This is a genomic window from Dyella soli (assembly GCF_054482295.1).
In genome coordinates this window covers 847,231-871,313 of sequence record NZ_JBTFFU010000001.1, presented here as the reverse complement: position 1 = coordinate 871,313, position 24,083 = coordinate 847,231, and the positions used below count along the sequence as shown (strand labels likewise).

Here is a 24,083-nt window from a genome sequence, read left to right as displayed (position 1 = left end):
CAGTACTCCTCCCCCTAATACCGTTTCTGCAATCCCGTCGAGGGTCCGACTGCCATCGGCATCCGGGCCGGCTGCCCGGCGCGATATGCGTCATGACGCACGCGGGCCGTAGCCGTGGTGCGGCCTGGTTGTCGGTACTCCACACGCGGGTACGTGTCGCCAAGCGGCCTCGAAAACTCTCCCCGGCCACGCGACGAATCTCTTACCGGTGCCAGCTTTCTCTATCGGTCCGGCTGGCCCGCAACCACGCCATGGGGCGCGATGCGGGCCATGCCAGGACCTCACTGCCGTTGTTCAGCCCGCCAGCAGTTCTGTTCCGGTTTATCGAGAGTCGTGCCGCTACCCTCGAAAGGCCCCCCCCACTCCGATGGGGGAGGGGCGCTTGCGCGCGAGCGCATGCCGTTCACGCCGGCAGCGACGCCAGCAAGGCTTGCGCCAGCTGCTCCGGCGGATGCGCGCCGAAACGCGGCGCGCGGTCGTTCAGGACGAAGCCGGGTACGCCGGCAATGTCCTGGCGCCGGGCATCGTCCTGCCACAGCTGCAACGGCGTCTCGTGCGCGGGCGAGGCCAGCAGGGCGAGCGTCGTCGTGCGTTCGAGGCCGAACGCTTCGCCGATGCGCGCAAGCACCTGCAGGTCGCCGATGTCTTCGTTGCGGCAGAAGAACGCGTCGAACAGGCGGTCGATCAGCTGGGCCTGCAGCGCCTGGCCGCCCGACTGCCCGGCGTATTCGATCAGCCGGTGCGCCGCGATCGTATTGGGCATCAGCGTGATGCGCTCGAAGTCGAACTCCACCCCGGCGGCAAGCCCGGCCTCGCGAATCTGCCGGCGTCGCACCGCCACCGCGGTCGCCGAGCCGAGGCGCTTCAGATAGAAGGCCTGGAACGGCACGCCGCCGCTCGGCATGTCCGGCAGCAACGGCAGCGACTTCCACTGCACGACGACGTCGACGTCCGCATAGCCAAGCGCCAGCAGGTCGATGGCCCGCTCCAGCTGCCGCTTGCCGATCAGGCACCAGGGGCAGACCAGGTCGAAATAGAAGGCGACTTCGATGCGCCGACGCTTCGGCGCTTCGGGTGATAGTTGGCAGTTCATCGCAACGAATCGATCAGTGTCTCGGCCAGCGGCCACGGCCCGTAACCCGCGGCCGGGTTGAGGTGGCCGACCGCGCCGAGTTCGACCAGGCAGCTGCCCCAGGCGACCGCCAGTTCGTTCGCCTGCCGCGCGCCGCATAGCGGATCGTTGCTGCTGGCGGCGAGTACGCTGGGAAATGGCAGGCGCGTGCGCGGTACCGGCAGCCAACCGTGCTCGCGCAGCGCATCCATGGTCGGGTAGCCCTCCGGCATCGGCGATTCCAGGTCCGCCGGCGCGGCCAGCAGTGCGCCGTGGATGGGGCGCTGATGCTGCTGTGCCCAATGCACGGTGATCATCACGCCGGCGCTGTGCGCGACCAGGATCACCGGGCCGTCGATGCCGGCGATCGCCTCGTCCAGTGCCGCCACGCGGGCCGCGCGGCTGAGTTTGTCGTGTTGCAGCGGCGGCACCGAGCGGGCACCGGGAAGCTTCGCTTCAAGCAGGGTCTGCCAGTGCTCGGCGACGTGGTCGCGCAGGCCCGGCACGAACAGGATGGTCGGGTTCGTGAGGTTTTGCATCGGTGGCGGTCCGTGGATGAAGGGTCAGCGCTCTGCTCTGGGGGCCGTGGACTGCATGCGGGCGAGGTCGCCGGCGTAGTGCAGGCGACCGATCCAGAACGCCGTCGCGGCGAACAGCGCCATCAACGGAATCAGCTGGAATGCACCGAGCAGGCCGATGTGATCTGCCAGCAGGCCGGTCAGCACGGGGCCGGGGGCCAGTCCCAGCAGATTGTTGGCGAGAGTCAGCGTGGCAAACGCCGAGGCGTGGATCGGCGTCGGCGTGAGATTGGCCACCATCGCGCCGGCCGGGCCGGCGGTGCCGGCGGCGAGGAACATGCCCAGGCCGATCATGCTCAGCTGGCCCGGCCCAGCCGGCAGCTGGAAGGCGATGCCGAGCAGCACGGCCGTGACCAGGCAATAGACGATGGCCATGGCCATCTTGCGCGCCGGCAGGTGGCGGCACACGCGATCGGTCAGGGCGCCGCAGATCACCATGCCCAGCGCGCCGATCAGCACGAAGGCGGCCGCGGTGACGCCGGCCTTGTCGGGCGCCATGCCGTAGTAGCGATTGAGGAAGCTCGGCATCCAGGCCATGACGGCGGCCATGATGAACAACTGCAGGCCGCTGCCGATGTAGGCACAGATCACCGACGCGGTGGAAAACAGGCCGCTGAACAGGTTGCGCAGCGAAAGCGCGAAATCCGGACGCGCTGCGGTCGGACGCACGCTGCTGTCGCAGTTTTCGCGCAGGCGGCGCTCGTTCACCGTGACCGCGTAGAGCAGCACCAGCGCCGCGCCAAAGGCCGCCATCGCGACGAACGCCCAGCGCCAGCCAAGATGCGTGGCGAGAATGCCGCCCAGCGCCATGCCGGCCACCGAGCCGAAGGCGCCTCCGGCCATGAAGGCGCCGGTGAGAGTGGAGCGCAGGTGCGCCGGGAACACGCTGATGATCAGCGCCACGCCGACGCTGCCATAGGCGGCCTCGCCCAGGCCGACGAAGAAGCGTGCCGCAAACATCTGCCCGTAGCTCGTCGCCACGCCGCAGGCCAGGGTGGCGAGGCTCCACAGCGTCGCCATCACCAGGATGCTGCGCACGCGGCCCCAGCGGTCGGCGAGCACCGAAAGCGGGAAGGTGAGCAGGCCCACCAGCAGCGCGACGATGCCCGAGAGCGAGCCCAGCTGCGTATCGGACAAGCCCCACTCGGCCTTGAGCAGCGGGAAGACCGCATTGAGCACCTGGCGTGACATGTAGTCCGACAGCAGCAGCCCAAAGGTGAGGGCGAACACCAGCCACGCGTACATGCGCGGGGTGGACGTGGACGCGGTCAGCGTGACGGGCGTGGCTTCGGCGACGTGGATTCCCAAAGCGGTCTCCTCATGCCGGCATGGTGCCGGCTTTCATGGAGGCGACGGACAGCGCTTGCGCCGCCCGTCGCCGTGGCGACGGCCTCAGGCCGCCAGGTGCGCGACGCGCGGTTTGGCCTGCTTGCGGTTCGGCGAGAACCCGTTGGCGGCCAGCGTCTCTTCGATGGTGTCGTAGAACACGCCGATCTTCAGGATCTCGCGTGCCTCCTTGCCGTTGGCGATCTCGCGACCGAACTCGCGCGAAATGCGCACCAGCTGTTCGATCTGTTCCACCGTGGTCATCCGCGCGGTACGCGACTGGTTCCACAGGTTGTCTTCGATGCCGCAGCGCACGTGCAGGCCCATGGCGATGCCCATCATGTTGATGGGCAGCACGTTGCGCATGCTGCTCTCCACCGTCAGCATGGTGCCGTCGGGGATGGCGCGCACGAAGTTGGCCAGGCTGTAGATCGTGGGCTGGTCCATGCCGCCGCCGATCGCCACCCAGTTGCACACCAGCGGGCCCTTGTAGACGCCGCGGCGGATCAGGCGCTCGACCGTCTCGTAGCTGTTGATGTTGTAGAACTGGAAGGCGCTCTGGATGCCGGCGGCGCTCAGGCGCTTGATGTGCTCCTCGATGAAGCCGGGGCCGGAGGGCACGATCATCTCGCGATAGGCCTGGTAGGTCGCCGGCTCGGCGATGGAGGTGCCGGCGAGGTCCGCCATCTCCATCTGCTCGACGATGTTCATCTGCACCGTATTGACGGTGACCGTCACCTGGTCCGGCTTCGGATCGAGTTCGGCCAGCATGTGGCGGGTGTCGTCGTGCAGCCACTTGGCGTCGGCACCGTCGGACTCGGGCGCGAAGGAGATCGAGCCGCCGACCTGGATGACCATGTCGGGCACCGCCTTGCGCACGCCGGCGATCAGTTCATTGAACATGGACAGGCGCTTGGAGCCCTTGCCGTCCAGTTCTCGCACGTGCAGGTGCAGCACGCTGGCGCCGGCGTTGTAGCAGTCGACCGCCTTCTGGATCTGCTCTTCCATGGTGACGGGAATGTCCTGCGGAAAATCCGAAGGGATCCACTCGGGACCGTAAGGCGCTGCGGTGATGACCAGCTTGTCCTGGTTTTCGGGAAACAGCGAACCGTCGAGGAAGTTCATGGATTGTCCTGTTGCTCTCGGGAGGAAGGATTCGTTTCAGAACGTGGCGTCGCCGACGATCCCGGCGCGCTCCATCTTTCGATGGCACGGCGGGTAGTCCATGACGGCGTAGTGCTGGGTCGAGCGGTTGTCCCAGATGGCGACGCTGTTTTTCTGCCAGCGCCAGCGCACCTGGTACTCGGGGATGTAGGCCTGGCTGATCAGGTAGCTGAGCAGCTGGCTCGCGCCGGGGTTGGCGTCCTGGCCGAAGCGCACGTTTTCACGCGTGTGGAAATTGGTGAAGTGCGTGGTGAAGGCGTTGACGAACAGCACCTTCTCGCCCGTCTCCGGATGCGTGCGCACCACGGGATGCTCGGCATCCGGGTACTGCGCCTTCAGCGCGAGGCGTCGCTCGATCGGCATGGCCGCGCCGAACGAGGCCTCGATGCTGTGGCGTGCGCGCAGGTTGGCGATCTGCTCCTTCACGTGCGCGGGCAACATCTCGTAGGCGAGCACCATGTTGGCCCACATGGTGTCGCCGCCGACCGGCGGGCATTCCACGCAGCGCAGCACGCAGCCCATGGGCGGTGCCTCGCGCCAGGTGGCGTCGGTATGCCAGGCGTTTTCGTAGCGGTCGATCGGTGTGTCGGGCGTCTTGTAGATCTGCACCAGGCCCGGGGCATCGGGATGGCTCGGCGCTACCGGGTGGTCCTCCAGCTCGCCGAACCGGCGCGCGAAGGCGACGTGCTCCTGGCGACTGATGTCCTGGTCGCGCAGGAACAGCACGCGATGCTTGAGCAGGGCGGCCTTGATCTCGGCGAACAGGGCATCATCGCGGGCCGCGTCGGCGAGGCTCACGCCCTGCAGTTCGGCACCGATGTGACAGGTCAGTGGTTCGATGCGCATGGCACCTCCTCAGAGGACGAAGATCGACGAGCCAGTGGTCTTGCGCGCCTCGAGGTCGCGATGGGCCTGCACCGCATCCTCGAGCGCGTAGCGCTGGTTGACCTCGATCTTGATCCGACCGGAGGCGACGTGGCCGAACAGGTCGTTGGCGAGCTCGGCCTTTTCCGCGGGGTCGGCGATGTAGTCGGCCAGTGCCGGACGGGTCAGGTAGAGCGAACCCTTCATGGCGAGCAACTGCGGGTCGAACGGCGGGATGGTGCCGGAGGCCGTGCCCACGCAGACCATCAGGCCACGGCGGCGCAGCGAGTCGAGCGAAGCCATGAAGGTGGTCCTGCCGACCGAGTCGAACACGACCGACACGCCCTTGCCGCCGGTCAGCTCGCGCACGCGCACGGCGACGTCCTCGTGGCTGTAGTTGATCACTTCGTCGCAGCCGTGGGCGCGTGCGACCGCGGCCTTCTCTTCGGTCGAGACGGTGCCGATCACGCGCAGGCCGAGCAGCCGGGCCCACTGCGAGACGATCAGGCCGACGCCGCCGGCGGCGGCATGCAACAGGATCGATTCGCCGGCCACGAACGGGTAGATGCGACGCATCAGGTACGCCGCCGTCAGGCCGCGCATGGTCATCGCGGCCGCCGTCTCGCTGTCGATGGCGTCCGGCAGGCGGATCAGCGGCGCGGCGGGAACCACGCGGGCCGTGCTGTAGGCGCCCAGCGTATTGAGGAAGCCGGTGTAGGTGACGCGGTCACCGACGGCGACGCTGGTGACGTCGGGACCGACTTCCTCGACGATGCCGGCGGCCTCCACGCCGATGCCATTGGGCAGCGGGATCGGGTAGGTGCCGTTGCGGAAGTAGGTGTCGGCGAAATTCAGGCCCACCGCCTGGTGACGCAGCCGCACCTGGCCCGGGCCGGGTGCGCCGACCTCGACCTTTTCATAGCGCAGCACGTCAGGGCTGCCGGCCTCGTAAAAGCGGATTGCATGTTCCAAGCGATTCTCCTTGACTCGAGACTCCGGCGGCGTGCGCCCGAGGTGTAGCTGTCGATGCCCGGGCGGTCGGCCTAGGCGGGCGTGCTGTTGACGATGCGTGAGAACAGCTGCCGGTATTCCGCTTCGGCGTCGTCCTCGCTGCCGCGAGTGCCGGCGAACGCGGCGTGGATCGCGCTCCAGTCGGCTTCGGTGAGATAACGCTCGGCGGCAGGCACGATGACGCCCTCCTCGCGACCCATCTGCTCCCACATGAAACGCGCGTACTGTTCGACGGCGTCGCGCAGTTCCGCCAGCGTGGCGGCGCCGCGGTCGTAGCGGTCGAGCAGGGCGGCGTGCGCCTCGACCAGCGAGCGGCCACGTTCCTGCTGGCGCTCCAGTTCGTCGAGTTCGGCATGGAACACGGCGGTCCGTTCGCGCAGGCGCCGGTACAGCTGGCCGTGCCCCTTCACGCGGCGCACGGCCGCCGGGAATTCCATGATGTAGCGGACCATGGAGCGCATCAGCGGAACGTCGGCGGTGCCGCCCTGCTGTGCATAGGTGTTCACCAGGTGCAGCCAGGCATGCAGCACCGCGGCAAGCGAGCGGTGCTCTTCGCGGATCGCGGCCACGACCGGATTGGCGTTGGCCGACTCGCGTGCCGAGGACACCAGCACGGGCAGCTCGCCGTGTGTCAGTACCTTGAGCGTCTGCGAGCCGAGCATCATGCCCACGCTGGAGCGGCGGCCGTGGGACGCCATGAAGATCAGGTCGCAGCCGGCGCCATGCGCCACTTCGAGGATGGCCTCGTACGGCGTGGCGCCGACGCGCACCAGCGCATCGCAGGGCACGCCCAGTGCACGGGCGGCGGATTCGGCCTTGGTCAGCAGCGCGCGCGCACGGTCCTGGTAGGTGTCGCGGTATTCGGCAGGCGAGGTCAGCCGCACCGCATCCGCTTCGCCGGTCAGCGACGCGGCATGGTCTGCTTGCACGTGCAGGAAACTCACGCGAGCACCCATCGAGTGCGCGAACTTGACGGCCCGACTGACCGTCTCGATTGAGAGTTCGGTGTCATCGAGTGGAACAAGCAGATGACGGTACATACTGACTCCTGACAGGTGTGCTACCCGTGAATCCGGACGGGGCCGGCCTGGCAGCACCGGGCGCCAGACCCCTCCCCATGCGTGGACTCCGGGGGAACCCACCGCGGCTGCGTCGAAGGAAAGCCTCTGCCGTCCGCTCGCGATGCCGCCCGTCGCGCACAGCGATCATCGAGGGCCGGCTCCGGCCGCGGCAGCGCCTGGTGTGGCGATCCGCGCCGGCGTCGCGGCCGGGAGTTCCCCAAACCTAACGTGGTGCGGGCCCAAGCCTAGGTCTGGCCGGCAAGGCACTCCCCCCCCGGCTAGGAGGGGGGGACGAACCGCCCGAAAGCAAGTGGTTATGCGCGGCGCGGCGTGTCTACAATGGCCAGCGAACAGGCCGCGTGCGTGTTCGAAGACGGCGTCTGTCGGCGTGCATGTATGCCCGCCGTGGTGTCACCCGTGCGGAGAGGTTGCTCCAGCGCACCACCGGAACTTGTCTGATGGCCATCCCTCCCGGCGAGGCCGTGCCCGCCATCGCCGAGCTTGTCCTCAAGACCACGCCGCCGCGCACGCCACGGCATCGGCTCGTGCGCCCGCGGCTCGGGCTGGACGACGAGCAGTTCCGCGATTGCGCGGTCATCCTCGTGCAGGCGCCGCCCGGCTTCGGCAAGACCTCGCTGCTGGCGCAGTGGCGGCACGAATTCCTGGCGCGCGGCTCGGCAGTGGCGTGGATTTCCGCCGATGGCAGCCCCGATCCCCAGCGCGTGTTGCACAGCCTGGTGCTGGCCGTGCGGATGGGCTGCGGCCGGCCGAATTTCGGCGCCACCCTGCTGGAAGGCGGCGCGGCGACCTTCGGCGAACTGGACAGCATCACGGCCTGGCTCAGCGAGGTGGCCCAGGCTTCGCTGTCGCTGGTCCTGATGATCGACGAGGCCGAGCGCATGTCCGCCAACAGCCTCGCGGCGCTCGACTACCTGCTGCACAACGCGCCGCCGAACCTGCGCGTGGTGGTGGCCGGGCGCGGCACGCTCGATCCCATGGTGGCCGACCTGGTCACCTACGGCCAATGCACGTCGGTCGGCATCGAGACGCTGCGCTTCACCCTCGAGGAAACCATCGCGCTGGTACGCAACCGCGTCGGCGCCAAGGCCGACGCCGACACCTGTGCGCGCCTGCACGACATGACCGAAGGCTGGCCGCTGGGCCTGCAGCTCGCGCTGGCGGCGATGGAGCGCGGCAGCGACCCGCGCCATGTGGTCGGCACGCACTTGCCCGGTTCGCGCAACCAGCTGGTGGAAGCGCTCACCGCTGAACTGGCGGCCGAGGACGTGGCGTTTCTCACGCGGATTGCCGTGGTCGAGCAGTTGCATCCGGACCTGTGCATCGCCCTGACCGGCGACGACGAGGCGCCGCAGCAACTGGCGCGGCTGGCGCGCGACACGCCGATCTTCGTGGTGGGCGAGGACTCGGAGTGGTACCGCCTGCACACGCTGGCCTGCGATGCCTTGCGCGGACGCCTGGCCGAACTGCCGGCGCAGGAGCGCGCCGAGCTGCACGGCAGGGCGCAGAGCTGGCTCGCGGCGCACGGCATGTTCACCCAGGCCGCGCGGCATGCACGCGAGGCAGGGCGCGAGGGCGTGGCCTTCGACCTGGCCCAGCAAGGCCTCTACGAAGCCGTGGCGCAAGGGCATATCGGGACCATGCGGGACTGGCTGGAAGTGCTGCCCGAGGCGGTGCTGGACCAGCATCCGCGCCTGCGCCTGGCGGCGGCATGGGCGCTGGCGGTGAGCGAGCGCTACGAGGAGGCCGAGCGCATGGTCGGCCTGATCCTGTCGCGCCCGGATGTCGATGTCGCCCTGCGCTACGAATGCGTGCTGATTGCCAGCGGCGCCGCCTATTTCGCCGACGATCCCGATCGCTGCGTGGCCATGTTCGCACCGTGGAGCGAGGCACCGCCCGGCATCGAGCCGCGGATGCGCTGGATGCACGTCAACCGCCAGGCCATGCTCGCGCTGCTGCAGGGCGATCCGGTGCAGGCGCGCCGACTGCTGCAGGGCGCTGCGCGCCCGGACCTGCCGCAGGAGACCGACTATGTGGCGCGCTGGGGCGAATTCATCATCGGCCTCAGCTACCTGTGGGAAGGGCAGGTGCTGCTGGGCGAAGAGGGGCTGCGCCTTGCGCTCGGCTCGATCGATGCCAAGCTCGGCCGGCGCCACCCGCTGTCCTGCATGATGGCGGCGCTGCTGGCGGCGGCCGTGTATGAGCGGGGGCGCCTCGACGAGGCCGTGGCCCTGCTGGCCAACCGGCTCGACGTGCTCGAACGCGTGGCGGCACCGGAAGCGATCCTGGTGGGCTTTCGCACGGCGGCGCGCGTGGCTGCCGCACAGGGCGAAGAGCATCGCGCGCTGGACATGCTGGAGGCCTTGTTCGCCATTGGCGAGACACGCCGCCTGCCACGCCTGTGCATTGCCAGCCTCAGCGATCAGGTCCGCATGCACGCCGGGCGTTTCCGCCGCGAGACCTGCGGTGCCCTGGTCACGCGCATCGACCAGCTGGTGGCCTCGGAGAGTCCCCGGCGCGGGCCGCTCTGGCGCCGCAACGTGGAGTTGCTGGGCGCGATGGCGCACACCTATGCCGCGATGGCGGCGCAGGACTGGCCGGGCGTGCTCGAGGCGCTCGCCCATGCCGGGCCGCTGGCCGAGCAGGCGCGGCTCGGCCGCGTCCGCATCGAATGCATGACCTTGCGTGCCTATGCCCTGGACCGCAACGGCCAGGATGGCCGGGCGGTACTGCAAGAAGCGATGAGTCTTGCCAGGGCCTACGGCCTGACGCGCATCTTCGTCGATACCCACCCGGTGGTGGCCGACTGGGCGTACCGCGTGGCGGGTGAGGCAGGTGGTGACGCGGGCGTCGGGGCGCCGCCTCCGGCACGCGTGGTCAATCCGCCCGCCGATCAGCGCCAGGGCGGCCCGCGCGTGGTGCCGAGCATGGTGCTGACGCCCAAGGAGCGCGAGGTGCTGGAACTGCTCGCGCGCAACCTCTCCAACAAGGAAATCGCCCAGGCCATGGCGGTCGGCGAGGCTACCATCAAGTGGCATCTGAAGAACCTGTTCGGCAAGCTCGGCGTGGGCACGCGCCGGCATGTCGTGCACCGGGCCCAGCTGCTGGGCCTGCTGCAGGGACTGGAATAGCCCCCGTCCGGCGCCCCACGCGCACGCGCTTTCCTGGCTGAATGCCCGGTCCGGCGGCACGCCGGACCAACCTGGCTGAGCCCGACGGCCTGCCGGACCTGTCCTCCCAGCGAGCGGCGAACCCCTCCCCCCGGCGTTTTGGGGGGGGTGCGCTTTCCTGCGCGTCCAACAATGGCTACCGACCGCCCTCGTGCGGCTGCTTCCCGTACAGGGCAGGGCCGGCGATGGCGGACGAGTAGAGCCAGGGCTACGTCATGAACATCAGCGACATGCGCCTGCATGTCGGGAGCCGGCCCGCCAATGGCGGTCGGGGATGCGACGGAACCTGTGCTTATGACGTGGGGAGTGGTGATGCGACGCGTGCCTGCGCAAGCGTCGCGCCGCCGGAACCCGACAATCGAATCACAATCGTGAGGAGTATGCGCATGCAATTCCGCAAAGCCCTGATGGCCGGGGCCGTCGCCGTCCTGTTCTGCGGCGTAGGTCACGCCAGCGTATCGACCGAGGAGGCGCACAAGCTCGGCACCACGCTTACGGGCGTCGGCGCCGAAGTGGCCGGCAGCAGCGACGGTGCGATTCCCGCCTACACCGGCGGTCTCACCAGCGCGCCGGCTTCGTTCAAGGCCGGCAGCGGCATTCGCCCAGACCCCTTCGCGAACGAGAAGCCCCTGTTCTCGATCGACGCGAAGAACATGGACAAGTACGCGGCGAACCTGACCGAAGGCACCCGCGCCCTGATGAAGAAATATCCGGGCTACCACGTCGACGTCTATCCCACGCATCGCACCGCGGCCTTCCCGAAGTTCGTGATCGAGAACACCGCCAAGTGCGCGGTCGAGGCCAAGACGGCGGCGAGCGGCCGCTCGATGAGCGGTTGCCACGCGGGCTTCCCGTTCCCGATGCCGCAATCGGGCTTCGAGGCCATGTGGAACCACCTGGTCCGCTTCAACGGCGTCGCCTACGCGGCCAAGTACCGCAACTACAACGTCGACGCCTCCGGTGGCGTGGCGCTCACCACCGAAGGCAATGCCGCCGAGGAATATCCGTACTGGGATGTGAGCAGGCCCGATGCCGACGTCTACTGGCAGCAGCGCCTGCTCTACACCGGCCCGGCACGTCGCGCCGGCGAGGCCATGCAGATCGTCGATCCGCTCAATTACGAAGACAAGGGTCGCCATGCCTGGCAGTACCTGCCGGGGCAGCGCCGCGTGAAGGTGGCACCCGACCTCGCGTTCGATACGCCCAACCCGGGTTCGGGCGGCGCGTCGACGTTCGATGACGTGTTCCTCTTCAATGGCTCGATGGATCGTTACGACTTCAAGCTGGTTGGGAAGAAGGAAATCTTCGTTCCCTACAACGCCTACAAGATGGCGTACGACACCAAGGCGCAGGACCTGCTCAAGCCCAACTTCATCAACCCGGACGATGTGCGTTGGGAGCGGCATCGCGTGTGGGTGGTCGAAGCTACGTTGGTGCCGGGCAAGCGCCACATCTACAGCAAGCGCACGTTCTACCTCGACGAGGACAGCTGGGCAGCGGTCGCTTCGGACGCGTATGACGCCCGTGGCCAGCTGTTCCGCACCGGCTTCGCCTACATCACGCCGAGCTACGAGGTTCCCGCGCCGATCGCCGACCTGCACGGCATCTACGACCTGATCGCGGGCTCGTATTCGCTGACCGCCTTCACCGGTGAAACCGGCGGCTTCCGCTACACCAAGCCGATGACGGAGCGCGACTGGTCCCCGGCCTCGCTGGCGGGTTCGGGCATCCGCTGATCGCAGCGGAAGGCGCGGTCGCGCCGGGGCGAGGGACGGCCGTTCGCCATCCCTCGCTCCGCCGTCCGACCGACGCAGGACACGGCATGCAGGTCCGATGCCGCTCCATGGAAGGGAAACGCGGGCCATTGCCGGCCGCGTTTCCACCCCGGCTGGCGGGGGACGGCTCCGGCGCATGCGCGGGAAGCCGGTTTCGCAACGGCGGCGGGCAACTCACGACGTCGCACGCTGGCTGGCGCCGGCAGGCGCCAGGCCAGGCGCACAGGGTTTCAACCGTAGGTCTTTCGTATTCCGGGACGTCCCATGTTTCTGCTTAGAGTTCGACGCGCGCTGGTTGCGCTTGCCTTGATGGCCCCGGCCGTCGCGTCCGCCGGTTTTGCCGATGTGCTCGATACGCCGGCGAGCCAGAGCCCGCTCGCCTCCAGGGGCCTGCTCAACGGACTGGCGCTGGCCGGCAAGCGCGTGGTGGCCGTCGGGCAGCGCGGCCAGGTCGTGTATTCGGACGATGCCGGCGCGAACTGGCGACAGGCATCGGTGCCGGTCGCCTCCGATCTCGTCGCGGTGAACTTTCCGACGCCGCAGCAGGGCTGGGCGGTTGGACACGATGGGGTCGTGCTCCACAGCAGCGACGGCGGCGCCACCTGGGTCAGGCAGCTGGACGGGCGCCATGTCGGCCAGCTGATGATGGAACAACTGCGCGCGCGGGCCGCGCGCGGCGAGCTCGGCGGCAGCGAAGACGCCGCCAGGGTGCTTGACGAGGCCGGTCGCATCGCGGCGCAGGGCGCGGAAAACCCGTTTCTCGATGTCTGGTTTGCCGATGAGCACAACGGCTTCATCGTGGGCGCGTTCAACCTGATTTTCCGTACCACCGACGGCGGCAACAGCTGGGTCTCGTGGTTCGATCGCACCGAGAATCCCGACAGCCTGCACCTGTATGCCGTGCGCGGCATCGGTACGGACGTCTATATCGCGGGCGAGCAGGGCCTGTTGCTCAAGCTCGACCGCGCCACCGACCGCTTCAAGGCGCTCGGCACGCCCTACAAGGGCACTTATTTCGGCATTGTCGGGACCAGCGACGCGGTGATCGTCTACGGCCTGCGCGGCAACGCCTACCGCAGTGCGGACGGCGGCGCCCATTGGCAAGCCGTCGACACCGGTATCCAGGAAGGGCTGACCGGCAGCACGGCGTTTGGCGCGCAGGAGCTCGCCCTGGTCAGCCAGGCCGGCAGCCTGCTGCTGAGCCGCGACAGCGGCGCGCACTTCCAGCTGTATCGCCAGCCCAGGCCCGTTCCGACGTCTGCCGTCGCCGTCGCCGGCGATGCCATCGTCACCGCCGGCGCGCTCGGGGTGAAAACCCAGCCATCGCACCGGGACGGTCAGGAGGCCACGCAATGAATACCGAAACCGCGGCGCTCGACCGCATGCCCGTCGTCAGCGAACTGGGCCAGTTCGACGCGAACTCCGGCAACCGGCTCGAACGCCTGGTGTTCAACCACCGCTTCATCATGCTGCTGGTGTGCGCCGTGGCGACGGTGCTGCTGGGCTGGGTGGCGGCGACGAGGCTGAGCTTCAACGCCAGCTTCGAGAAGATGATCCCGGGCAACCATCCGTATATCCGCAATTACCTGGACAACGCCGGCGAGCTGCGCGGCCTGGGCAATTCGTTGCGCGTGGTGGTGGCCGTCGAGGATGGCAACATCTTCGATCCGAAATACCAGGAAGCGCTGAAGAAGATCAACGACGAGCTGTTCCTCACCCGCGGCGTCGACCGCGCCGGGCTGAAGTCGCTGTGGACGCCGGCCGTGCGCTGGACCGAAGTCACCGAAGAAGGCTTCCGCGGCGGCCCGGTGATGCCGGACAACTACGACGGTTCGCCGCAGCACACGGCCCAGCTCAAGCTCAATATCGCCCGTGCCGGCATCGTCGGCCGCTTCGTCGGCAACGACTTCAAGTCGAGCATGATCTTCGTGCCCTTGCTGACCAGGGACCCGGACACCGGTGCGGCGATCGACTACCGCGCGCTGTCGCACACGCTGGACGACATCCGCAGCCGCTTTGAGGCGACCCCGGGCCTGAAGCTGCACATCCACGTGATCGGCTTCGCCAAGCTCGTGGGCGACCTGATCGACGGCCTGGTCAAGGTGATGGGCTTCTTCGCCATCGCCGCCCTGATCGCCATGCTGGTCATCTTTGGCTATACGCGGTGCGTGCGCAGCACGGCGCTGGTGATCCTGTGCTCGGTGGTGGCCGTGGTGTGGCAGCTCGGCCTGGTCGCCGCGCTGGGCTTTGCGCTGGATCCGTTCTCGGTGCTGGTGCCGTTCCTGATCTTCGCCATCGGCGTCTCGCACGGTGCGCAGAAGATGAACGGCATCATGCAGGACATCGGGCGTGGCACGCACCGGCTGGTGGCCGCGCGCTACACCTTCCGCCGCCTGTTCCTCGCCGGCGTGACCGCGTTGCTTGCCGACGCCGTGGGCTTCGGCGTGCTGATGCTGATCGACATCCCGGTCATCAAGGATCTCGCGCTCACCGCCAGCATCGGCGTGGCGGTGCTGATCTTCACCAACCTCCTGCTGCTGCCGGTGCTGCTTTCCTTCAGCGGCGTCGATGGCAAGGCCGCCCAGCGTAGCCTCCGCGCGGAGCGCGAACACGCCCAAGGGCAGGGCGGCGGCGCCATCTGGCGGATGCTCGAACGCTTCACCACGCGCCGCTGGGCCGTGGCCGCGCTGGGCGTCTCGGCCGTGCTGGCAGGCGCAGGCCTGGTGGTCAGCCAGCACCTGAAGATCGGCGACCTCGAACGCGGCGCGCCGGAGCTGCGGGCCGATTCGCGCTACAACCGCGACAACGGCTACATCACCGGCAACTACTCGCTGTCCAGCGACATGTTCGCGGTGATCGTGAAGACCCCGGCCGAAGGCTGCCTCAAGTACGCCACCCTGGTCGAGGCCGATCGCCTGGCGTGGACGCTGCGCCAGGTCCCCGGCGTGCAGACCACGGTGTTCCTCGGCGACGCGGTGCGCCAGATCACCGCGGGCTCCTACGAAGGCAGCCCCAAGTGGCTCACCATTTCGCGCAACCAGGACGTGCTCAACTACGGCGCGCAGCAGGCCTCGGTCAACAATCCGGACCTGTTCAACAATGCCTGCTCGGTGATGCCGGTGATCGCCTATCTCACCGACCATCGCGCCGAGACGCTCGACCGCGTGGTGGCAGCCACCGAAGCCTTTGCCGCCGCCCATGGCGTACAGGACCGGCAGTACCTGTTGGCCGCCGGCAGTGCCGGCATCGAGGCGGCCACCAATATCGTGGTGCGCCAGGCCGATCGCACCATGCTGTTCTACGTCTACGGCGCGGTGATCGTGTTGTGCTTCATCACCTTCCGCTCCTGGCGCGCGGTGGTGGTCGCGGTAGTGCCGTTGATGCTGACATCGATCCTGTGCGAGGCCCTGATGGTCGCGCTGGGCATCGGCGTGAAGGTGGCCACGCTGCCGGTGATCGCACTGGGCGTCGGCATTGGCGTCGACTACGCGCTGTACCTGCTGTCGATCCAGCTTGCCCAGCAACGGGCCGGCGTACCGCTGGCGCAGGCCTATCGCCGCGCCGTGCAGTTCACCGGCAAGGTGGTGGCCCTGGTCGGCGTCACCCTGGCCGCGGGCGTGGTCACCTGGGCCTTCTCGCCGATCAAGTTCCAGGGTGACATGGGCATCCTGCTGACCTTCATGTTCCTGTGGAACATGGTCGGCGCGCTCGTGCTGATTCCCGCCCTCTCGCACTTCCTGTTGCGCCGCACGACATGAGTCCCAGCGCGGTGCGATTGCCCGGCCACGGGCGAGCACCGCGCAAGCGCCTGGTCAGGGCCGGGCAGCGGATTCGTGTTCCGGCCCGGTGGAGCGCGGAAACCACAGGGTGAAGCAAGTGATGCCCTGTAACTGGCTCGACACGGTGACCTGGCCACCATGCAACTCCATGATGCTCTTGACGATGGAGAGCCCGAGCCCGGTCGAGCTGGCCGAATCGCTGCGCGAGCGGTCGACGCGATAGAAGCGGTCAAACAGCTGGTCGAGATGGGCGGCATCGATGCCGGGCCCCTCGTTGGCCACGCTGACAGTGACGCCGTCATCGACGGCGGCAGCCGTCATGTCGATCGACTTTCCTGCATCCGTGTAGCGCAGCGCATTGGACAACAGGTTGCCGACGGCGCGGCGAAACAGTTCGCGATCGGCGTGGAGCGAGGCGTGGCCGTCGACCCGTATCGAGACGCCTGCCTCCGACGACAGGCCTTCGAAGTAATCCGCGATGCGGGTCAGTTCCTGCACGGCGTCGAAGGTAGTGCGCTGCAGGGCAAACTGCGGGCTCTCCGCACGCGCCAGGAACAGCACGCTCTCGATCGTCCGGCTGACGCGGTCGCATTCCTCGATGTTCGAGCCCAGCAGGGCCTGGTATTCCGCCGCGGTGCGGGGGCGCGCCAGTGCCACTTCGTTCGCTCCGCGCAGATTGCCGATCGGCGTGCGCAGGTCGTGGGCCAGGTCCACGGTGAATTGCCAGACGCGGCCGAAGCCGTGTTCCAGCCGCTCGAGCATGGCGTTCAGCGACAGCGCCAGGTCATGCAGTTCCGCCGGAGTGTCACGCATGGACATGCGCGAGCCCAGTCGTTGCGCGGTGATGGCGCGGGCATTGTCCGCCATGGTCCGCAGCGGGCGCATGGCGCGCCGGACCAGCAGATAGCTCAGCACCACGGCCAGGACGCCGCCCGAGAGCAGGATCAGCGTGATGTCGTGGCGGTAGCGCGCCAGCACGACGGCGCGATCCGTCATGGTCCTGGCGACGCTGATGGTGACAGGGGTCTTGTCCTGCAACCGGGCAAGAGCACTGACGCCGCGTACCGGGTTGCCGGCGCCGTCGTCCCAGGACGTCACGTCGCTGCGCAGGACGCGCTGGTCGCCGGGCACGACATGGGTGGCCATCGCGGGCTGGCCGCCAACGGCAGGGTGCTCGACCAGCACGCGCCCCTGGTTGTCCACGATGCGCATCGAGACGGCGGCGTCGCCAAGGATGAGCGCGGTCAGGCGGTCACGATGGTCGACGAGGTCCCGGGGCGTGGCCAGTTCCGAAACCAGTCGCCGCAGGTGGCGGGTGGACAGCACCAGGTTGACCTCGTCCTGCACATAGAAACGGTCGGCGACGGCCCGGAACAGCAAGGCCCCGACCACGGCGAAGCACAGCGCCATGATGGCGATGAAGCACACGGTGAGGCGCGTGCTCAGCGCGAATCGATGCATCACGGCGCTTCCAGGTCGAGCACATAGCCCATGCCGCGCACGGTATGGATGAGCTTGACCGCGTGGGCGTCATCGATCTTCAGGCGCAGCCGGCGAATCGCCACTTCGACCACATTGGTGTCGCTGTCGAAGTTCATGTCCCACACATAAGATGCGATCTGCGTCCGGCTCAGCACTTCTCCGCGGCGACGCGCAAGCAGCTGCAACAGCGCGAATTCGCGGGGCGTCAGGTCGATGCGCTGGCCTGCCCGCCGTACGCGGCGCCGGATGGCGTCGATCTCGAGGTCGCCGATGTGCATGTGCTCCACGTCGCGTGGCGGCCCGCGGCGGAGCAGGGTGCGTATGCGCGCCAGCAGTTCGACGAAGGCGAACGGCTTCACGAGATAGTCGTCGCCGCCCAGTTCCAGGCCCTTGACGCGCTCTTCCAGTTCATCGATGGCGGTGAGGAACAACACGGGCGTGTCCTTCCTGGGGCGCAACCGCTGCATGACCGTCCAGCCGTCGATGCCGGGCAGCATCACGTCGAGGACGATCAGTGCGTAGTCTTCCTCGAGCGCCAGGTGCAGGCCGTCGATGCCATTCCTGGCCACGTCCACGGTAAAGCCGGATTCCTCGAGTCCCTTCTTGAGGTACTCGCCGGCTTTCAGTTCATCTTCGATGACGAGCAGACGCATGACAGGTGTGGTCCTCCGCTGGGGCGATCATACGCGTGCCGTCCCCATAGCCGCGATTACAAAATCGTCAGGAAGTCGTCAGTGCCCGGCAAACGCCCCGGCCCTAGCCTTGGCGCCAGTCCGTAGCCGATCCAGCCAGGCGTGTGGCGGCCGCACTCCGCGGGCAGACCTTTCATCCGACGCACCGGTACTCGCCGGCGGGGGCTCACATGTGGATCGTTCAACTTGCACTGCGGCGCCCCTACACCTTTGTCGTGCTGGCCCTGCTCATCGCCATCACGGGGCCGCTGATGATCATGCGGACGCCCACGGACATCTTCCCGAACATCAATATTCCGGTGCTGAGCATCGTCTGGTCGTACAGCGGATTCTCCGCCGACGACATGACCAATCGCATCACCACGCCGTATGAGCGCGCGTTGACGTCGGACGTGGACAACATCGAGCACGTGGAATCGCAGACGGTGAACGGCACCGCCGTGATCAAGGTCTACTTCCACGCCGGGGCGGACATCAACCGCGCGATTGCCGAGGCGTCAGCCAACGCGCAGTCCATTCTCAGGGTGCTGCCGCCCGGCACCTTGCCGCCGCTGGTGATCTCCTACAACGCCTCGACCGTGCCGATCCTGCAGCTTGCCCTGTCCAGTCGCTCGTTGCCGGAACAACAGCTCTACGACCTGGGCAACAATTTCATCCGCACCCAGCTGGCCACCGTCCAGGGCGCCGCCATTCCGCTTCCGTTCGGCGGCAAGGTGCGGCAGATCATGGTCGACATCGACCCGCAGGCCATGCAGGCCCACGGCCTGTCGCCGCTCGACGTGGTCAATGCGGTCAATGCGCAGAACCTGATCCTGCCCGGTGGCACCGCCAAGATCGGTGCGCTCGAATACAACGTCAATCTCAACGGCAGCCCGGCCACGGTCAACGAGCTCAACCTGATGCCGGTCAAGGCCACCGCCGGCGGGGTGGTCTATTTGCGCGACGTGGCCACGGTGCGTGACGGTTTCGCGCCGCAGACGAACATCGTGCGCGTCGACGGCATGCGCTCGGCCTTGCTCCAGGTCGAGAAGAGCGGTGATGCCTCCACCCTGAGCATCATTGGCGCGGTGAAAGGCCTGTTGCCGAAGATCGTCGCCGGCCTGCCCAAGGCGCTTGACGTCAAGGCCGTGTCGGACCAGTCGGTATTCGTGAGTTCCGCCGTGCAGGGCGTGGTGCGCGAGGGCGTGGTGGCGGCCGGCCTTACCGCCCTGATGATCCTGCTGTTCCTCGGCAGCTGGCGTTCGACCCTGATCATCGCGATCACCATACCGCTGTCGGTGATCACGTCGCTGATCGCCTTGTCGGTGCTCGGCCAGACCATCAACATCATGACGCTGGGTGGCCTGGCGCTTGCCGTGGGCATCCTGGTCGACGACGCCACGGTCGCGATCGAGGCCATCAGCCACCACCGCGACATGGGCAAGTCGCTCAGGGACGCCATCGTCGACGCATCGGCCCAGATCGCGTTGCCAACACTGGTCTCCACCTTGTCGATCTGCATCGTCTTCCTGCCGATGTTCCTGCTGTCCGGCGTGGCCCGCTATCTGTTCGTGCCCCTGGCGGAGGCCGTGGTGTTCGCCATGCTGGCGTCGTACTTCTTCTCGCGCGCGCTGATTCCGACCCTGGCCTTGTACATGTTGCGCAACGAAGCGGTCGGCAGCTCGCCGGCACAAGGTCGCCTGCAGGGGCTGCGCCGCTTCCAGCAGCGTTTCGAGGCCGGCTTTGCGTCGCTGGATGGCCGGTACGAGGCCTGGCTGAAGGCGGCGATCCTGGGTCCGCGTCGCGTGGCGTTGACGTTTGCGATCGCATGTGCGGGCTCGCTGCTGCTGGTCCCGCTGCTTGGACGCGATTTCTTTCCCACCTCCGATACCGGTGAGATCCGCCTGCACCTGCGCGCGGGCACCGGTACCCGCATCGAGGAAACCGCGCGCGTCGTCGACCGGGTCGAACAGCACATCCGTGCCGCCATTCCGGCCTCCACGCTCGGCAGCATGCTGGACAACATCGGCCTGCCGGTCAGTGGCATCAACATGACCTACGACTCGTCGCTGCCCGTGGGTTCGGCTGATGCCGACATCCTGATCACGCTGAAGCCGGGGCATGCCCCGACCGAGCAATACGTGTCGAGCTTGCGGCAGCTGCTCAATCGCGATTTCCCGGGTATCACCTTTGCGTTCCTGCCCGCCGACATCATCAGCCAGACGCTGGATTTCGGGCTGCCGTCGCCGATCGACGTGCAGATTGTCGGCAAGGACCAGGCCGCCAACCGGAAGGTGGCGGTCAGCCTGCTCGGGAAAATCCGCAAGGTGCAGGGCGTCGTCGACTCGCGCATCCAGCAGCCCGACGACGCGCCGTCGATCAACGTCCAGGTGGACCGGACCAAGGCCATGCAGGCTGGCTTCCAGCAGCGCGCGATCGCCCAGAACCTGTTGATCGCGCTGTCCGGCAGCTCGCAGACGTCGCCCAATTTCTGGCTGAATCCCGGCAACGGCGTCAGCTATCCGCTGATGACCGAGGCACCCCAGGACACCATCGACTCGCTGCAGGCGCTGGGCAATATCCCGCTGACCACGGGCGGCGCACCGGGCGCGGCACAGAAGGCCGGCGTGCTGCCGATCCTCGACTCACTTGCCACCTTGTCGCGCGCCTCGCAAAACGCGGTGGTATCGCATTACAACGTGCAGCCGGTGATCGATGTCTTTGCCGGCGTGCAGGGACGCGACCTGGGTGCGGTGGCAGGGGACATCGACCGGCTGGTCGCGCAGGCGAAAGAGCAGCTGCCGCCCGGCTCAGGCATCGTCGTCCGCGGCGAGGTGCAGACCATGCAGTCCTCGTTCCAGGGCCTGATGCTGGGCCTGATGTTCGCCGTGCTGCTGGTGTACGCGCTGATGGTGGTCAACTTCCAGTCGTGGACCGATCCCCTGGTCATCATCAGCGGCTTGCCCGGCGCGCTCGCCGGCATCGCCTGGATGCTGTTCGTGACGCGCACCACCGTCAGCGTGCCGGCCCTGACCGGCGCCATCATGTGTATCGGCATCGCCACCGCCAACAGCATCCTGGTGGTGAGCTTCGCGCGCGATCGCCTCAACGAGGGCGCATCTCCGCAGCAGGCGGCCTTCGATGCCGGAAGCACGCGCTTCCGCCCGGTCCTCATGACGGCGCTGGCGATGCTCATCGGCATGCTGCCGATGGCAATCGGGCTTGGCGACGGCGGCGAGCAGAACGCGCCGCTGGGCCGCGCGGTCATCGGCGGGCTGTTGTTCGGCACCACGGCGACCCTGGTCTTCGTTCCCATGGCGTTCGCGGCCGTCCATGGGTGGCTGCGCCGCCGCCAGCGCCTGGCACTGCCGGCGCCCCATCCAGCGTCCTGACCGGAGCCATCCCATGTCGTCCATCACCCTGTTCAAGCCGCGTTCGCCGTCGAGGCTGCGCCTTGCCATTCCTCTCGCCGCGGTCGCCGCCGCGCTGGCCGCGGGCGGACTGCCACGTCTCACGGCCCGCGCCGCGGTTGCCCGGCAGACAGCGACGCTGGCCGAGCCCACGGTCGCCGTAGTCACGCCGACGCGCGCACCGGTGCAGCAGATGCTGGTGCTGCCCGGTGAAGTGGAGGCCTATCAGCAGGCGAGCATCTATGCGCGCACCAGCGGCTATCTGAGCCATTGGTACGCCGATATCGGCACCCACGTGCAGCGCGGACAACGGCTGGCCGAGATCGATGCGCCCGAGGTCGATGCTGCGCTCGAACAGGCCCGGTCCGATGCCGCCACCGCCGCCGCGAACTACGACATTGCCAGGACCACGGCAGCGCGCTGGCAGGAAATGCTGAAGGACAACGCGGTATCGCGCCAGGCCAGCGAGGAAAACGTGAGCACCATGAAGGCCAAGCAGGCCATGCTGGCCGCGGCACAGGCCAACGTGAGCCGGCTTGTGCAGCTGCAGTCGTTCGAAAAGGTCGAGGCGCCATTTGCCGGCGTGATCACCGTGCGCAACGTCGATACCGGTGCGCTGATCGATGCCGGCAACGGCGGTACGCCGGCCGCGCTGTTCCAGTTGGCGGAGATCGACCGCCTGCGCGTGTTTGTCGACGTGCCGCAGGACCAGGCCGCCGACGTCGGTGCGGGAACCACGGCCGAGCTGACGCTGCCGCAATTCCCCGGCCGCGTGTTCCCGGGGACGGTGGCGCGCACCTCGGGCGCGATCGATCCGGCCAGTCGCACCTTGCGGGTGGAAGTGGACATGGACAATGCCGACGGCTCGGTGCAGCCGGGTGCCTTTGCACAGGTCAGCCTCGCGCTTGCAACCGCGCGGCCCGGCCTGAGCCTGCCGGTCAATGCGTTGCTGTTCCGTCCGACGGGCGTGCAGGTGGCCGCGGTCGGCGCCGGCGGAGCCATCCGGCTGGTGCCCGTCACGCTGGGACGTGACTTTGGCAGCACGGTGGAAATCCGCACCGGCCTCAACGGGAGCGAACAGGTCATCGTCAATCCTGGCGACGCCATCAGCGCGGGCCAGGTCGTTCGCATCAACCCGCATCCGGCCAGCCCGGCCTGACGCAGAGGAACAGACCGATGAACACGTTAAAGACATTGCCGCGCGGTACGCCGTGGATTGCCGTCTCGCTGGGGCTTGCGCTGCTGGCATGGTGTACGCCGGGACCGGCTTATGTCCGGGCCGAAGTGGCCATGCCCGACCAGTACAAGGAAGCCGGCCCTGCTGCCACCGCTGCCCAGCGCGTTGCGCCCGGCTGGTTGCCAGCCCAGCCGGGCGACGAGCAGGGCAGGGGTGCATGGTGGAAGCAGTTCGGCGACCCGACGCTCGACGACCTCGAGGCCAAGGTGAACGTGGGCAACCAGACCATCCAGAAGAGCGTGGCCCACCTGAAAGAGGCGCAGGCCATGGTGGGGACGGCGCGTGCCGGCTACTGGCCCACGGTCACCGCGGGTATCGCCGCCGATCGCGGGCACACCTCCAGCAATGTCGTGGGGCGCGCGCTGGCCGGCAAGACCGTGTCCGATTACAGCGCCGGACTGACCGCCTCGTGGGAGCCTGATCTGTTCGATCGCATCGGCCATCAAGTGGACGCAGCGCAGGCGCGCTATCAGGCCAGCGAGGCTGACCTCGCCTCGGTCCGCCTGGCGATGCATGCAGAGCTGGCGACGGACTACCTTGATTTGCGCGAACTCGATGCCGAGGCCGCCTTGTTGGATCAGACCGTGGCGGATTACGCGCGGGCGCAGGCGCTGGTGCAGACCCGTTTCAACGGTGGCATTGCCTCGGAATCGGATCTTGCGCAGGCGCAGACACAGCTGGAAGTGGCCAGGACCCAGTTGACCGACCTGGGCGAGTGCCGCGCGCTGGATGAGCACGCCATCGCGGTGCTGATCGGCGTGCCGCCATCACAGCTGGCGTTGCCGCCGCACACCGGGCCACTGGCGCTGCCAGACGTTCCCGTCGGCCTGCCATCGGCCTTGCTGCAGCGACGCCCGGACATTGCTGCCGCCGAGCGCAGGGTCGCTGCAGCCAATGCCGACGTGGGCGAGGCCACCTCGGCCTTCTTTCCCGACCTCGTGCTTTCGGCCACTGGCGGTTTCGAGTCGTCGAGTCTGTCGCAACTGGCCATGCTTCCCAGCCGGTTCTGGGCGATCGGGCCGGCGCTGGTCGGCACCTTGTTCGACGGTGGTCGCCGCCGGCAGCAGCTGTCTGCGGCCGAGGCCCGTCACGACGCGGCTGCGGCGGATTACCGCCAGACCGTATTGCGCGCGTTCCAGGAAGTGGAGGACAACCTCGCATCGCTGAACGTGCTCGCCGACGAGTCCGTATCGCAGCAGCGTGCCGTGGACGCATCCGCGCGCGCGGCGCAACTGGCCATGTCCCGCTACCAGGCCGGCGCCACCGACTACCTGGAAGTGGTGTCGACCCAGGGTGTGAGCCTGGCCCAGGCACGCCAGATGGTGGAGCTGTCACGGCGGCGGCTTGATGCCGACGTTCGCCTGATCAAGGCCACCGGCGGCGACTGGCATGCAGACGACACTGCTCGCCGCTGACGCGCGCTCCC

16 protein-coding genes are annotated in these 24,083 nt (G+C 67.9%); 7 read left to right on the top strand and 9 right to left on the bottom strand.

What is annotated here, in order from left to right; genetic code table 11:
- Nucleotides 1–403: 403 nt before the first annotated feature.
- From ACXU4B_RS04090 to ACXU4B_RS04060, 7 genes are all read right to left on the bottom strand, one after another.
- A complete protein-coding gene (locus tag ACXU4B_RS04090; protein WP_131408004.1) occupies nucleotides 404–1,093 on the bottom strand; it encodes a DsbA family oxidoreductase in 690 nt (229 codons plus the stop codon).
- Complete coding sequence (locus ACXU4B_RS04085; protein WP_131408002.1) at nucleotides 1,090–1,650, bottom strand: RBBP9/YdeN family alpha/beta hydrolase; 561 nt, start codon at nucleotides 1,648–1,650, stop codon at nucleotides 1,090–1,092. The genes ACXU4B_RS04090 and ACXU4B_RS04085 overlap by 4 nt, the downstream gene beginning before the upstream one ends.
- 24 nt (nucleotides 1,651–1,674) lie before the next feature.
- Entirely contained in the window at nucleotides 1,675–2,997 is a 1,323-nt protein-coding gene (locus ACXU4B_RS04080; protein WP_205746512.1) for an MFS transporter, read from the bottom strand.
- An 84-nt stretch (nucleotides 2,998–3,081) separates the two neighbouring features.
- Entirely contained in the window at nucleotides 3,082–4,140 is a 1,059-nt protein-coding gene (locus tag ACXU4B_RS04075; RefSeq protein WP_131408000.1) for a beta-keto acid cleavage family enzyme, read from the bottom strand.
- 36 nt (nucleotides 4,141–4,176) lie between these two features.
- Nucleotides 4,177–5,025: a TauD/TfdA dioxygenase family protein gene (locus ACXU4B_RS04070; protein ID WP_131407998.1), complete on the bottom strand. Its 849-nt coding sequence runs from the start codon at nucleotides 5,023–5,025 to the stop codon at nucleotides 4,177–4,179.
- Between the two features lie 9 nt (nucleotides 5,026–5,034).
- Complete coding sequence (locus ACXU4B_RS04065) at nucleotides 5,035–6,015, bottom strand: quinone oxidoreductase family protein (protein ID WP_131407996.1); 981 nt, start codon at nucleotides 6,013–6,015, stop codon at nucleotides 5,035–5,037.
- 71 nt (nucleotides 6,016–6,086) lie between these two features.
- Nucleotides 6,087–7,094: a universal stress protein gene (locus tag ACXU4B_RS04060; RefSeq protein ID WP_131407994.1), complete on the bottom strand. Its 1,008-nt coding sequence runs from the start codon at nucleotides 7,092–7,094 to the stop codon at nucleotides 6,087–6,089.
- A gap of 479 nt (nucleotides 7,095–7,573) precedes the next feature.
- On the opposite strand from ACXU4B_RS04060, the gene ACXU4B_RS04055 reads away from it, so the two are divergent.
- From ACXU4B_RS04055 to ACXU4B_RS04040, 4 genes are all read left to right on the top strand, one after another.
- Nucleotides 7,574–10,264 (top strand): LuxR C-terminal-related transcriptional regulator, encoded by a 2,691-nt coding sequence (locus ACXU4B_RS04055; RefSeq protein ID WP_131407991.1) that lies wholly within the window; start codon nucleotides 7,574–7,576, stop codon nucleotides 10,262–10,264.
- Between the two features lie 425 nt (nucleotides 10,265–10,689).
- Nucleotides 10,690–12,039: a DUF1329 domain-containing protein gene (locus ACXU4B_RS04050; protein ID WP_131407989.1), complete on the top strand. Its 1,350-nt coding sequence runs from the start codon at nucleotides 10,690–10,692 to the stop codon at nucleotides 12,037–12,039.
- Nucleotides 12,040–12,342: 303 nt separating this feature from the next.
- The gene (locus ACXU4B_RS04045) at nucleotides 12,343–13,434 is read left to right on the top strand and encodes a YCF48-related protein (protein WP_131407988.1); all 1,092 of its coding nucleotides are present in this window, start codon (nucleotides 12,343–12,345) and stop codon (nucleotides 13,432–13,434) included.
- Complete coding sequence (locus tag ACXU4B_RS04040) at nucleotides 13,431–15,836, top strand: efflux RND transporter permease subunit (protein ID WP_240734008.1); 2,406 nt, start codon at nucleotides 13,431–13,433, stop codon at nucleotides 15,834–15,836. Before ACXU4B_RS04045 ends, ACXU4B_RS04040 begins: the two co-directional genes overlap by 4 nt.
- 54 nt (nucleotides 15,837–15,890) lie before the next feature.
- On the opposite strand, the gene ACXU4B_RS04035 is transcribed toward ACXU4B_RS04040, so the two are convergent.
- Both ACXU4B_RS04035 and ACXU4B_RS04030 read right to left on the bottom strand, forming a co-directional pair.
- The gene (locus tag ACXU4B_RS04035) at nucleotides 15,891–17,318 is read right to left on the bottom strand and encodes a heavy metal sensor histidine kinase (protein ID WP_131410333.1); all 1,428 of its coding nucleotides are present in this window, start codon (nucleotides 17,316–17,318) and stop codon (nucleotides 15,891–15,893) included.
- Nucleotides 17,318–17,992, bottom strand: coding sequence for a heavy metal response regulator transcription factor (locus ACXU4B_RS04030; protein ID WP_131407986.1), 675 nt, complete (start codon nucleotides 17,990–17,992; stop codon nucleotides 17,318–17,320). Before ACXU4B_RS04030 ends, ACXU4B_RS04035 begins: the two co-directional genes overlap by 1 nt.
- A gap of 209 nt (nucleotides 17,993–18,201) precedes the next feature.
- Between ACXU4B_RS04030 and ACXU4B_RS04025 the strand changes: the two genes are divergently transcribed.
- Genes ACXU4B_RS04025 through ACXU4B_RS04015 form a run of 3 tightly spaced genes read left to right on the top strand, consistent with a single transcriptional unit; the run spans nucleotide 18,202 to nucleotide 24,072 of the window.
- Nucleotides 18,202–21,402, top strand: coding sequence for an efflux RND transporter permease subunit (locus tag ACXU4B_RS04025; RefSeq protein WP_131407984.1), 3,201 nt, complete (start codon nucleotides 18,202–18,204; stop codon nucleotides 21,400–21,402).
- A 13-nt stretch (nucleotides 21,403–21,415) separates the two neighbouring features.
- Entirely contained in the window at nucleotides 21,416–22,579 is a 1,164-nt protein-coding gene (locus tag ACXU4B_RS04020; protein ID WP_165583137.1) for an efflux RND transporter periplasmic adaptor subunit, read from the top strand.
- Between the two features lie 17 nt (nucleotides 22,580–22,596).
- On the top strand, nucleotides 22,597–24,072 hold the full coding sequence (locus ACXU4B_RS04015; RefSeq protein ID WP_131407980.1) for an efflux transporter outer membrane subunit: 1,476 nt from the start codon (nucleotides 22,597–22,599) through the stop codon (nucleotides 24,070–24,072).
- The last annotated feature ends 11 nt before the right edge of the window (nucleotides 24,073–24,083 follow it).

What these genes read in the sequence shown, in the direction of transcription:
- ACXU4B_RS04090 (WP_131408004.1), bottom strand. Translation starts at nt 1,093, where the DNA reads ATGAACTGCCAACTATCACCCGAAGCGCCGAAGCGTCGGCGCATCGAA.
- ACXU4B_RS04085 (WP_131408002.1), bottom strand. Translation starts at nt 1,650, where the DNA reads ATGCAAAACCTCACGAACCCGACCATCCTGTTCGTGCCGGGCCTGCGC.
- ACXU4B_RS04075 (WP_131408000.1), bottom strand. Translation starts at nt 4,140, where the DNA reads ATGAACTTCCTCGACGGTTCGCTGTTTCCCGAAAACCAGGACAAGCTG.
- ACXU4B_RS04070 (WP_131407998.1), bottom strand. Translation starts at nt 5,025, where the DNA reads ATGCGCATCGAACCACTGACCTGTCACATCGGTGCCGAACTGCAGGGC.
- ACXU4B_RS04060 (WP_131407994.1), bottom strand. Translation starts at nt 7,094, where the DNA reads ATGTACCGTCATCTGCTTGTTCCACTCGATGACACCGAACTCTCAATC.
- ACXU4B_RS04055 (WP_131407991.1), top strand. Translation starts at nt 7,574, where the DNA reads ATGGCCATCCCTCCCGGCGAGGCCGTGCCCGCCATCGCCGAGCTTGTC.
- ACXU4B_RS04050 (WP_131407989.1), top strand. Translation starts at nt 10,690, where the DNA reads ATGCAATTCCGCAAAGCCCTGATGGCCGGGGCCGTCGCCGTCCTGTTC.
- ACXU4B_RS04045 (WP_131407988.1), top strand. Translation starts at nt 12,343, where the DNA reads ATGTTTCTGCTTAGAGTTCGACGCGCGCTGGTTGCGCTTGCCTTGATG.
- ACXU4B_RS04040 (WP_240734008.1), top strand. Translation starts at nt 13,431, where the DNA reads ATGAATACCGAAACCGCGGCGCTCGACCGCATGCCCGTCGTCAGCGAA.
- ACXU4B_RS04035 (WP_131410333.1), bottom strand. Translation starts at nt 17,318, where the DNA reads ATGCATCGATTCGCGCTGAGCACGCGCCTCACCGTGTGCTTCATCGCC.
- ACXU4B_RS04030 (WP_131407986.1), bottom strand. Translation starts at nt 17,992, where the DNA reads ATGCGTCTGCTCGTCATCGAAGATGAACTGAAAGCCGGCGAGTACCTC.
- ACXU4B_RS04025 (WP_131407984.1), top strand. Translation starts at nt 18,202, where the DNA reads ATGTGGATCGTTCAACTTGCACTGCGGCGCCCCTACACCTTTGTCGTG.
- ACXU4B_RS04020 (WP_165583137.1), top strand. Translation starts at nt 21,416, where the DNA reads ATGTCGTCCATCACCCTGTTCAAGCCGCGTTCGCCGTCGAGGCTGCGC.
- ACXU4B_RS04015 (WP_131407980.1), top strand. Translation starts at nt 22,597, where the DNA reads ATGAACACGTTAAAGACATTGCCGCGCGGTACGCCGTGGATTGCCGTC.